The 10489-nt window shown below is 58.0% G+C and carries 11 protein-coding genes; 6 read left to right on the plus strand and 5 right to left on the minus strand.

All coding sequences use genetic code 11. The features are described from left to right. Positions 1-74 precede the first annotated feature (74 nt). Complete coding sequence (locus H1Y01_RS10990) at positions 75-1157, minus strand: hypothetical protein (RefSeq protein ID WP_180540566.1); 1083 nt, start codon at positions 1155-1157, stop codon at positions 75-77. Positions 1158-1425: 268 nt separating this feature from the next. Here H1Y01_RS10990 and H1Y01_RS10995 point away from each other — a divergent pair, with 268 nt between their 5' ends. After that, on the plus strand, positions 1426-2250 hold the full coding sequence (locus H1Y01_RS10995) for an alpha/beta fold hydrolase (protein WP_180540567.1): 825 nt from the start codon (positions 1426-1428) through the stop codon (positions 2248-2250). A gap of 85 nt (positions 2251-2335) precedes the next feature. Continuing rightward, positions 2336-3331: a hypothetical protein gene (locus H1Y01_RS11000; protein WP_180540568.1), complete on the plus strand. Its 996-nt coding sequence runs from the start codon at positions 2336-2338 to the stop codon at positions 3329-3331. A gap of 208 nt (positions 3332-3539) precedes the next feature. Here the strand turns inward: H1Y01_RS11000 and H1Y01_RS11005 are convergent, their stop codons facing one another. From H1Y01_RS11005 to H1Y01_RS11015, 3 genes are all read right to left on the minus strand, one after another. Continuing rightward, entirely contained in the window at positions 3540-4370 is an 831-nt protein-coding gene (locus H1Y01_RS11005; RefSeq protein WP_180540569.1) for a DUF4351 domain-containing protein, read from the minus strand. 69 nt (positions 4371-4439) lie between these two features. Beyond that, positions 4440-5474: a M48 family metallopeptidase gene (locus H1Y01_RS11010; protein WP_180540570.1), complete on the minus strand. Its 1035-nt coding sequence runs from the start codon at positions 5472-5474 to the stop codon at positions 4440-4442. A 118-nt stretch (positions 5475-5592) separates the two neighbouring features. Further along, on the minus strand, positions 5593-6477 hold the full coding sequence (locus H1Y01_RS11015) for a M48 family metalloprotease (protein ID WP_180540571.1): 885 nt from the start codon (positions 6475-6477) through the stop codon (positions 5593-5595). A 207-nt stretch (positions 6478-6684) separates the two neighbouring features. Here H1Y01_RS11015 and ispG point away from each other — a divergent pair, with 207 nt between their 5' ends. The 4 genes from ispG to H1Y01_RS11035 all read left to right on the plus strand — a co-directional run bounded on the left by ispG (position 6685) and on the right by H1Y01_RS11035 (position 9917). After that, positions 6685-7923, plus strand: a complete 1239-nt coding sequence (gene ispG, locus H1Y01_RS11020; protein WP_180540572.1) for a flavodoxin-dependent (E)-4-hydroxy-3-methylbut-2-enyl-diphosphate synthase — start codon at positions 6685-6687, stop codon at positions 7921-7923. A gap of 96 nt (positions 7924-8019) precedes the next feature. Beyond that, complete coding sequence (locus H1Y01_RS11025) at positions 8020-8529, plus strand: secondary thiamine-phosphate synthase enzyme YjbQ (protein WP_180540573.1); 510 nt, start codon at positions 8020-8022, stop codon at positions 8527-8529. Between the two features lie 157 nt (positions 8530-8686). Beyond that, positions 8687-8932 carry a hypothetical protein gene (locus H1Y01_RS11030; protein ID WP_180540574.1) on the plus strand — a complete coding sequence of 82 codons (246 nt, stop codon included), beginning with the start codon at positions 8687-8689 and terminating at the stop codon, positions 8930-8932. 22 nt (positions 8933-8954) lie between these two features. Next, complete coding sequence (locus H1Y01_RS11035) at positions 8955-9917, plus strand: phytanoyl-CoA dioxygenase family protein (RefSeq protein ID WP_180540575.1); 963 nt, start codon at positions 8955-8957, stop codon at positions 9915-9917. A gap of 7 nt (positions 9918-9924) precedes the next feature. Here H1Y01_RS11035 and H1Y01_RS11040 read toward each other — a convergent pair whose 3' ends face one another. Further along, the gene (locus tag H1Y01_RS11040) at positions 9925-10326 is read right to left on the minus strand and encodes a hypothetical protein (RefSeq protein WP_180540576.1); all 402 of its coding nucleotides are present in this window, start codon (positions 10324-10326) and stop codon (positions 9925-9927) included. Between the last annotated feature and the right edge of the window lie 163 nt (positions 10327-10489).

Below are 10489 nucleotides of genomic sequence, written 5' to 3' on the forward strand. Positions count from 1 at the left end.
CGAGATCTACACTCTTTCCCTACACGACGCTCTTCCGATCTGATTCCATCGCACAAAGACTGTTAAACGTTCAACTAATGTCCCCGCCCGCCCGAGCTGGTAGCGCCGCCGCGAGGTGCGGAACCCATACTCCCGGACGGCGAGCCGCTCGCGGCCGGGGTCAGATAGCTGGTGCGGGTGAGCGCGCTTTCCGATGAACCCGACGAACCGTATCCGCCGCCGGGCGTCACGTAAGACGACCGCCCGGGCGGTGTTGGCAGATGTATCGGATGAATCAGGCTGCTCTTGATGCTGCCGCCCGAAGCAGTCTGGCTATTGGCGGAGGTTCCTGAGCCGTAGTATCCGTAGGGGTAGGCCTGATAAATCGTGTAGGGGCTCCAAAATCCGAAACCGAACGGACTGAACATCGTCCCCGAGAACGGCATGTAGGTGTACATCCCGAAGGCCGGGTTGTAAAACCAGTTACCCGCATACCCGCCAATGCCGCTTAGACCGGTGAAACTCGAGTAGCCGCCGTTAGAAACGGTGCTCGCCGCGGAGGCGTTCGCCGCGGACATGTATCCGCTGCGCAGCTTGCTCCAGCGATACAGATCGTCGCCTTCCTTATCGGGAAGGCGCTCCTGCGCCAGCGCTGCCGAGAGGTTCACCAGCTTCCCTTCTTTCGCGACGATGGTCTGGCCGTTCAGCGTAACCTCCGCCTCACCCGCGTAAACCTTGAATTGGGGCGGGTTGGTGGTGATTTCGAAGAGCCCGGGTTTGGTCGGCGCCATCGCGTAATCCTTATAAAGCAGCGTGACGATATTGCCTTTCATCGGCGTGTCCGACTCAAGCAGTGCCCGGCCGGATTCGATCCCCACGCGCGTATCCGCCAGGGATGTCGAGATCATGTGAATCGCGCTTTGCTCGCCCACCCGGAGGAAAACGCCGGGTGTCATCAGCACTTCCGCCCGCCCTTCCGTCGTCGTCATCCGCCCGTCTTTATTGATTTGGGCGAACACACCCGCTTTACCGGAAACCGGCTTGCCATCCACCGAGACATCCCCTTCGGTGTAATGGACCAAGCCCGATTTGGCCGAAATCACGTTTTGGCCATACATTGCGCCGGCAGATAGGACCGCCGCCGCGCACACCGATGAGGTTACAAATAGTCGTTTCACGCTAACACCCCGATGCCTAAGATTCTGTGCCCATTTCACCGCTTTGTCAACGGCGGCTCACAGTCGGCGTTTTCTGAGAGGTGCGATCCACGCCGAATCAGAGGCGGACGATCTACGGGACGTAAACGCGTTTAGCCCGTTTCGGGTATTCGCAATCAATTTGGCGGGTCGAGACCCGTTCGCGGACATCAACGCCGGAATAACCGCGAACGCCCTGTGTCGAAAATGGTCTAATCGGAAGGACCAAGCATCATTTTCAAGGAGTTTCATGCCATCCATAACCACAAATGACGGGGTAGAAATCTTCTATAAGGACTGGGGTTCGGGCCAGCCCATCGTGTTCAGCCACGGGTGGCCGCTATCGGCGGACGATTGGGACAACCAGATGCTGTTCTTCCTGCGTCATGGCTATCGCGTCATCGCCCACGACCGCCGCGGGCACGGCCGCTCGACCCAGGTCTCCGACGGTCACGACATGGACCATTACGCCGACGACCTCGCTGCCCTCACCGCGCATCTCGACCTAAAAAATGCCATCCACGTCGGGCATTCCACGGGCGGCGGAGAGGTCACGCACTATCTGGGCCGGCATGGCGAGAGCCGCGTCAGCAAAGCAGCGCTGATCAGCGCGGTGCCGCCGCTCATGTTGAAAACACCTGCCAATCCCGTCGGCCTTCCCAAAGAAGTATTCGACGACCTTCAGGCCCAGCTCGCCGCCAATCGCTCGAAATTCTATCGCGCCCTGCCCGAAGGTCCTTTTTATGGTTACAATCGGCCCGGCGCCAAATCTTCGGAAGCCGTCATCCAAAACTGGTGGCGCCAAGGGATGATGGGCGGCGCCAAGGCGCATTACGACGGAATCGTGGCGTTTTCCCAAACCGATTTCACCGAAGATCTCAAGAAGATCACCATTCCGGTGTTAGTCATGCATAGCGAAGATGACCAGATCGTGCCCTATGTCGCTTCCGGACCGCTTTCCGCAAAACTGCTGAAGAACGGAACACTCAAGACTTACAAAGACTTTCCACACGGGATGCCGACAACCGAGGCAGATACGATCAACGCCGATCTTTTGGCATTCCTCAAGGGCTGAGGCCGCGGCCAGCCACTTGAAAATCAGACATATACTAACCAGTGTCACGAGGTCCGTGCTTTTGCTCCCGTGAAGGAAGTCACCCATGAACGCTTGCTTTCGATTTGCCTGTACCGTAGTAGGCGTCGCGCTTACCTCCGTCATAGCTCCCGCTGACGAAAAGCCCATCGATCTCAGAGCCCTGGCTAACGAGCCTTGGACCTACGAAGGCCCGAATGATTTCCTGATCATTAACGGAAGCACGTTTCCGACCAGCATCCGCAATTTCGGCGGCATCGCCTTTGCGATTCCGGTCGAACCCAACAACTATTGGGCTGGAGCTGCGGCAGCCAACTTCGGACCGGGCACCGTGAGCCTTACTATTCCCGTGGGTGTCTATGGAGTTACCTCCGTATTCACCGTTCTCAACAGCATGTGGGGTTGGGCCGGTCCGGACGCTTATCTGTATATCACGTTTACGGGGAGTGCCGGGGCGACTAAGACCGTTCCGCTTGTCGGAAACGTGAACGTACGCGATTACAACCAGGACGGCAATACGAACTCAATCAATAACACTTCCACCGTTGAGGTCTGGGACAACGGGCAGGGCCAGCGATTGGACCGGCAGGAGTACATTTTGCCGGAGGAATTCCTGGACCAAACGCTCACAAGCATAACGCTGACCGACACGGGAAACGAAGGCGATGGCACGGACGGCAGCCGGGCCATCCTGGCCGCCCTGACGGTTAGCACGTGCGAGGCGGTTCCCGCCGAGAATCTTCGCGTGGCGAGTAGCGAGATCGTTTATGAGCCGACTTTGAAACTATATACGCAGGAAGTCTCGTTGACGAACACAGGCTCGCTCCCGGTAGAAGGTCCCTTGTTCTTCATTCTCGAAGAACTTCCGTCCGGGGTCGTTCTTGCGAACAAGTCGGGGAATACGGAATGTCTCGCGCCGCTCGGCAGCGGTTACGTTGTACCTCTTCCCGCGAAATCCTTGCTGGCGCCCGATACTTCCGTGCGGTTTCGCTTATGGTTCAGCGACCCCTCAGGCGCCGCGATTCACTACACGCCACTGGCAGCGATTGGAACTGCCCCTTAGGCAGGGTGGTCCAGCAAGTGTCCGGAAATCGCGTATTGGATGGTGCGCTCCACGGAATTCGTTCCTTGAGAAGCCGCGATCCGCAGCTCGTATTCTCCCGGCAAATCGACCCGCGGACATTCTGATGACGCGGCCTTCTTGCAGCAACTTCACAGTCACCTTGGGTCTTGGACGCATACATACGGGCTGTCGGTCCGCTATCTTGGCTCTATTGCAGCAGTTCTTCGAGGGTAGCGCCGTCCAGCAGGCGAACACTCAACGCTTCGAGATCTTCGGTCGAACGGTGGTTCAGCCGCTCGTCCGCCCACTCTGGAATGGCGCCAAATCGCTTTTCAATCAGACGGCGGAACAGCTTCAATTCGCCTTTCAGCTCGCCTTCTAGCTCGCCTTCCTCGCGACCGCGCTTATATTCGCGTCCGAGGACCTTGTTGCTCAAAATGATGTCGTTGATAGTTGCCATCTTCAGAATCGCCTCCTCCACGGCTTCTTCCAACCCGCGCAGCCCCGCAAGAATGAGGAGCTGTTCGATTGCCTGCTCCCGCCTGGTTTCATCCCGCGTCGAGATCTTACGGAGGATCTCTTCAATCGCGGTCTGCTGGTCGCGCAGGCGCGTCACGATCGCTAATACATTATCGCCCAGATTGTCGCTGGCCAGCAGCGTGTCCCCGTCAACGTCGCGCAGATCGATGACCTCATACCGGAAGGAAAAACCAGGCCCTTGGAGAGTCGTCTCCATCCGGAGCTCGGGCTCACCTGCGTAGAGCACGATTTGCCGCGCGAATTTCCCGAGGCTCCGGTAGATCGCGAGCGCGTACTCAGCCATCCGCATCGGCATCTCCGCGTCATTACCAACCTGCAATTCCAGATGTAAGAGGCTGCCGTCGTCAGTCTGTCCGAGTAAATCCACCCGGGGGTTCGCGATTTTGGGCAACTCGATGTTCAGCCATGCCGCAACCGAGAGTCCCGTCGCCAGGTGAACAGCCTGACCGTCGGAGTCTTGCAGCAGCATCTTCAGCGTCACGTCGTACTGTTGCGCCATTGGGCTCCTCCGGACGCAAAAAGGGCCGACTCTCTCATGAAGAGAATCGGCCCGTTTTAAGTCGTTCGATTACTGCTGTGGCTGCTGCTGATCTGAAGAATCCGAGGACGGATCGCGCCGCTTCAGCGTCGGACGCTCATCGTCGTCGCCCTTGGATTTCTGATCGCCGTCGTCAACCGTGGTACCCGCGCCCGGAGCCCGGCGCAGCCGCGGACGCGAGCTATCCTTCGCGTCATCCACCTTACGCCGATTGTGCATCGCCATGGTCCGCAGTTTCACGTCGTTGAACTCCGACGTGGTCACGACATATTCCGGCTTGGCTTTCAGGTACTTCTCGATATTGACCTGCGCGGCCTTGATCCGGTCATCCGTCGGCGGATGAGTTGAAAACATCTTCGAAATCGTGCCGGGCTTGCGTTTCTCCAGCGACTGGATTTTTTCGAAGAAATCAACGAACGAGGTCGGATCGTACCCCGTCTTGTACATGTACTCGAGACCCAGCAGATCGGCTTCGGCTTCGTCGGCGCGGGTGAATTTCAGAAACGTCATCGGAACCGCGAGTCCCATCGCCTGGTAGATCCCGTATCCGGCCCAACCTCCCATGAAGATCAGGGGAATCGTTCCGAACTGGACGAGCTGTGCCTTGGTCATCTGGCGCGTGGCGTGACGCGCGGCCACGTGCCCGATTTCATGCGCCATTACGCCGGCCATCTCGGCTTCGTTGTCGGCTTTGAGCAGAATCCCGGTGTTCACGAAGAAGAATCCGCCGGGCAGCGCGAACGCGTTCACCTCGTCGGAATCGATCACCTTGATGGTGAACGGCACTTTCGCGTCGGAATTGCGAACCAGATTCTGCCCGATGCGGTTTACATATTCCGCAATGACCGGATCATCCACAATCCGCGCCTGCCGCTCCACTTCCTGAGCCAACTGCTTACCGAGGGCGATCTCCTTCTGGATGGAGTAGAAGTTGACGCCTTTGCCGACATTGCGATTGCCGATCTGGTCTGGATCTTTTTCGGTACTGTCCGCGAAAATCGCGGGCGGCATCATGAGCAGGCACACCACGGTGGTCGCGATGTGCATCCGGAAAAGCTGCTTCATAGAGGGAGGAGGCTCCTGCAGGTATTATAGGCCCGCGGACCGGGCATGTATGTTGTACGCGACAGCGTGAGTCAACGTTACAGGAACTTCATGAAAACGCGATCGACGCGCCCGGCGTTTAACGCTTTTCGCCGTGGATCAGAGCCGGCGCCGAAGCCGTACCAGCTTCTTGCTCGCGGCGCTCTTCGATAGCGACCATCCGCAAGCGCATCTCCTCGTATTCCGAGGTGTTGATGACCCACTCGGCGCGCGTGCCCACGATTGCATTCAGCCGTTTTTCGGTTGCCGCAATACGGGCTGCGGTGATCGGATGATCGCCATACAAGCGCGCTACGCGGCCGGGAGTCTTGCGCTCCGCGCCTTCGATCCGCTCGAAGAAGTCAACGGCAGCCGTTGGATCATATCCACAACGAGCCAGAAATGTGATCCCGAGCTGATCGGCTTGCGCCTCGAACTCGCGCGCGACTTTCTTCAAACCCGGCTCGGCAGCCAACTCGGCGAGCGCTCGCGCCCAACCGCCGCCGAAAAGCACCAACGGGATGGTTCCCAGTTTGGTGAGCTGCTGGACGCTGGCCTGTTCGGTGGAATGCCGCGCCGATACGTGCCCGATCTCGTGCGCGAGCACAAACGCCAACTCCGCTTCGGATTCGGTGAGCCGCAGCATCGCGGTGTTGACATAGATGTGTCCGGCCGGCAGCGTAAACGCGTTCAGTTCTCCGGATTCGATCACCTTTACCGAAACGGGAAACGCCAGATCGGATTCGTGCGCGATCTTTTGCGCAACACGATTGACGTACTCCACCAAGATAGGGTCGTCGGCCAGCTTGACCTGCCGCTCCACCTCGGCCGCCAGCTGCTTACCCAGGGCAGTCTCGCGCTCAAGGCTGTAGAGATTGGCGGCGGCGTTTAAGCGCGCGACTGCGACCACGCCGACTAATAAGGCGGCAATCGCCGTGCGTCGCGCGCTTACCGGAACCGCGGCGTTTCTGCACTTCCTGCTCACTTCTTAACAGGATACGCTTGCCGAAACCGGCCCGGTCATCGCCAAATGTCAAAAATTTGTGAATTGCGCCCGCGGCAATCGGATCAACCCAGCCATCGAGAAAAACAGTTGGTTAACCGACACCCGCCATTATCCTCCTGCCGCGTAAAGAATCAATCGAGTTACATCGCTCTAGTAAAATAAATGTTCCCGCATGAGAACCCAAATATGTCAGTAAGTCCCCGCCGGCGAACCGTCACCGTCGATGTTGGCGGCGTGAAAATCGGCTCCGATCACCCCATCGCCGTTCAGTCGATGACCAACACCGACACGGCAGACGTCACCGGCACGGTCAATCAGATCATGGACCTCGCGAAAGCCGGCTCCGAACTCGTGCGCGTCACGGTCAACACTGAAGAGGCTGCGGCAGCGGTTCCCAAAATCGTCGACACGCTGAACCTTTACGGCGTCCGCGTGCCCATCGTTGGCGACTTCCACTACAACGGCCACATCCTGCTCAAGAAGTATCCGGCCTGCGCGCGTGCGCTGGCCAAATACCGGATCAATCCCGGCAACGTCAACATCGGCAAAAAGCACGACGATAATTTCCGCACCATGATCGAAGCCGCGGTCGAGTATCGCCGGCCGGTCCGCATTGGCGTGAACTGGGGCTCGCTCGATCAATCGCTTCTGACCCGGATGATGGATGAGAACTCGCGCCTGCCCGAACCGAAATCCGCGCGCGACGTAACGATCGATGCCATCGTCGCCAGCGCCCTTCTTTCCGGCGAAGCCGCCGAGCGCCACGGGCTTCCGCGCGATCGCATCATCCTCAGCGCCAAGGTCAGCGGTGTTCAGGACCTGATCGACGTGTATCGCTTGCTCGCCGCGCAGTGCGAGTATCCGCTGCATCTCGGGCTGACCGAAGCGGGTCTGGGCGCCAAGGGAATCGTCGCCACCACGGCCGCGCTTTCCGTGCTGCTGCAGGAAGGCATCGGCGACACCATCCGAACTTCACTCACGCCCATGCCGAATGGCGACCGCACTGAAGAGGTCACCGTCTGCCAGCAGATTCTGCAGTCCCTGGGGATCCGCAGTTTCACCCCGCAGGTCACCGCCTGCCCCGGTTGCGGCCGCACCACCAGCACGTTCTTCCAGGAGATGGCGGATCAGATCCAAACCTACTTGCGCGAGCAGATGCCGGTCTGGCGCGAGAACTTCACCGGCGTTGAAGAGATGAAAGTCGCCGTCATGGGCTGCATCGTGAATGGACCCGGTGAATCGAAACACGCGAACCTGGGCATTTCACTCCCGGGAACATTCGAGGACCCGGTGGCGCCTGTGTACGTCGACGGTAAACTCTTGAAAACATTACGCGGAGACCATATAGTCGCCGAGTTTATCGGCATGCTCGACCGTTACGTGGAGAGCCATTACGCCGCTCAACACGAAGCCGTCTCCATTTAACCGGGATTTCCCGCACACAAACCCCTTCCTACGTTCACAAGTTTGAAACCGCGCGCCCGTTGCGCTGAATCTAAGCGATAGGGGGAGTTTTCGTCCATGCCAAAGGTAACAGCCGCATCATCCGAGTTCACCGTCGTAAACGGCTCGGGCAAGCCCGCCATTCAACCCACTGAAGGGTTTCGCATCGTAAACCGGGTGATCGACTGGGTCACGACCGATCGGATGCAGCTGATCAACATCACCGACCGGATCAACGACATCGTGAAGAAGAGCGGCATTCGCGACGGCATCGTTCATTTGCAATCGCTCCACACCACGGCGTCCGTTTTTCTCAACGAATGGCAGGATGCGCTGTTGCACGATGTTCGCAGCTACCTGGAATCCGTCGTAAACCGGGACGAAAACTGGCGGCATAACGACCCCAACTACTCCGATTGCGAACGCAAGAACGCCGATTCTCACATGCGCGGAATGCTCATGGGGCAGACGCTCAGTCTTCAGGTGCGCAACGCGTCATTGCTCCTGGGTACGTGGCAGAACATCATCTTCGCCGAATTCGATGGCCCGCGCAGCCGGTCCATGTCGGTTCAGATCATGGGTCTGTGACCAAACAAGCGGAAACGATCACCGATTTCTAAATTTTCTCTTTCCAGCTAACTCGCTCAATCTAAACAGGGCGCGCTCGCAATTTCGGCCGCAGCTAACGAAGTCCGTTTCAGAATCAGCTTAGAGAGTCACTTACTTAGAGACTCCCAGGAGCTACATGCGGCTGAAACGCTACTTAGACATCCGGCACGAGATTCAGAGACAACGCGCGGCCATTGGGGTCGCCGATCTGGCCAGTTTCGCGGACCCGAGCGAGTGGACCGAATACAACGCCCTCACCGATTCCGCCCCGGATATCGAGATCTCTCCGCCTGACGACTACGCGCCGGCCAGCGGGGCCGACGAGTATGGCGATCCCGACGAACTGCTCGAAGACTTCGGCGATGGGAGCGACGGGGTCTAGCAGACAGCGTTATCGTGAATGGATGCCGCGTTTGTTTGCGGAACAACCCGTCAAGTTCTCCAAGCTTCCGTCCTTTCGCGCCGAGAACTTTCCGTACTCCGGCCCTTATCCATGGCTGGATCGTCCGGATGCGTTGGAGCGTGTTGACGAAAAGCTGCGTTCCGGCGAGTTAACCCGCGCGCAGGCCGATCAGTGCCGCTATTGGACGGAGAACGGCTACGTCATCCTGCCTGGGCTGATTGAACACACCCTTCTTGACGATGTGTGGCAGGGTTATGAAAAGGCGATTCATTCCGGCCGCATTACCTTGCCGCCGGAAAAGGCCGGAGAGCACGATCCGTATCAGGGCCGCTTCCTCAACCCACATAAAAAGCTTGGCAAGCTTTGCGGAATACTGAAGCACCCGGAACTACTCGCCGCAATTCGCCTGCTGACCGGACGCGAACCGAAGGTGCTCCAGACCATCGCCTCGCATAAAGGGTCGCAACAAGGCGCGCACTCCGATTCGATCCACATGACCACTTATCCACTCGGCTATCTGACAGCCGCGTGGATTGCCTTCGAAGATATCCATCCCGATTCCGGTCCGCTCGTCTACTATCCCGGCAGTCATCGCCTGCCTTACTTATTCAGTAAGGATGTCGGCATCTCGGAAGACGACTTTAAACGCGAAGGCTATCAACCTTACCACAAGCAATATGAGCCGCGCATTCGCCAGGCGGTCGAGGATCATGGCATCGCACCGCATTACTTCCATGCGCGCAAAGGAGACGTTCTTATCTGGCACGCCAACCTGGTGCATGGCGGATCGACGCGCCGTAACTTAGCGCTTTCCCGCAAAGCGCTCGTCGTTCATTTCTTCGTGAAAGGTTCGTTCGTCTATCACGACTTATCGGCGAAGCGATCGTTGAACCAATACCTCGGCACGTGCTTATTGCGCGACGATTCAGGCGAAGTTAGAGTAATAGGCAAAAGCCGCAAGTAACTAACACTTACTTGGAAGCAATTACCGCGGCGTGTTTCACTGGCTGCACGCCATCGCGATTCTTGGCCAGACGCTCCGCAGCTTTCAGCCGCGCCGCTTCACTGATCTTGATGTTATTCACGACTTCCGTGGCTCCGGCGGTGTGCGCCATGCGAGTCGCCGCGCCTTTATGCTGAATCACGTTAGTCTTGCCTTCCCAGGTAACCACGTGATTATGCACATGGACGGTCCAACCCTCGTTGGCCATCTTCGATTTCGCCAGCTTGGTGTGCAGCACGCCTTCCATCTGACTGTCCGTAAGATGTTGATTCTGAATTTGGGTCTTGCCGGACTTGGCCGCCGGGAATGCCTGGTTCCAACCCGCGGACGCGACGAGGAAAACCAGGGCGGAGAAGATACGAAGTTTCATGCGATCTAAGTTGAATATAGCCGAGCTTCCTAGTACTTCCCTGTAACACTCCGTGTCAGCAGAAATACCGCTGTTCGCACCACCGGTGTAAGACAGGAACTGATACACCTCCGGGACGACCAGAAAAAAGAACAATAATGCTGACATGATGACGCCCGTCGCT

Source organism: Nevskia soli (assembly GCF_903970205.1).
Classification (GTDB): domain Bacteria; phylum Acidobacteriota; class Terriglobia; order Bryobacterales; family Bryobacteraceae; genus Bog-113.

Bases quoted from the DNA above. Each gene is read 5' to 3' on its own strand.
- H1Y01_RS11030 (WP_180540574.1), top strand. From the start codon at position 8,687: ATGCGGCTGAAACGCTACTTAGACATCCGGCACGAGATTCAGAGACAA.
- H1Y01_RS11035 (WP_180540575.1), top strand. From the start codon at position 8,955: ATGCCGCGTTTGTTTGCGGAACAACCCGTCAAGTTCTCCAAGCTTCCG.
- H1Y01_RS10995 (WP_180540567.1), top strand. From the start codon at position 1,426: ATGCCATCCATAACCACAAATGACGGGGTAGAAATCTTCTATAAGGAC.
- ispG (WP_180540572.1), top strand. From the start codon at position 6,685: ATGTCAGTAAGTCCCCGCCGGCGAACCGTCACCGTCGATGTTGGCGGC.
- H1Y01_RS11005 (WP_180540569.1), bottom strand. From the start codon at position 4,370: ATGGCGCAACAGTACGACGTGACGCTGAAGATGCTGCTGCAAGACTCC.
- H1Y01_RS11010 (WP_180540570.1), bottom strand. From the start codon at position 5,474: ATGAAGCAGCTTTTCCGGATGCACATCGCGACCACCGTGGTGTGCCTG.
- H1Y01_RS11025 (WP_180540573.1), top strand. From the start codon at position 8,020: ATGCCAAAGGTAACAGCCGCATCATCCGAGTTCACCGTCGTAAACGGC.
- H1Y01_RS11000 (WP_180540568.1), top strand. From the start codon at position 2,336: ATGAACGCTTGCTTTCGATTTGCCTGTACCGTAGTAGGCGTCGCGCTT.
- H1Y01_RS11040 (WP_180540576.1), bottom strand. From the start codon at position 10,326: ATGAAACTTCGTATCTTCTCCGCCCTGGTTTTCCTCGTCGCGTCCGCG.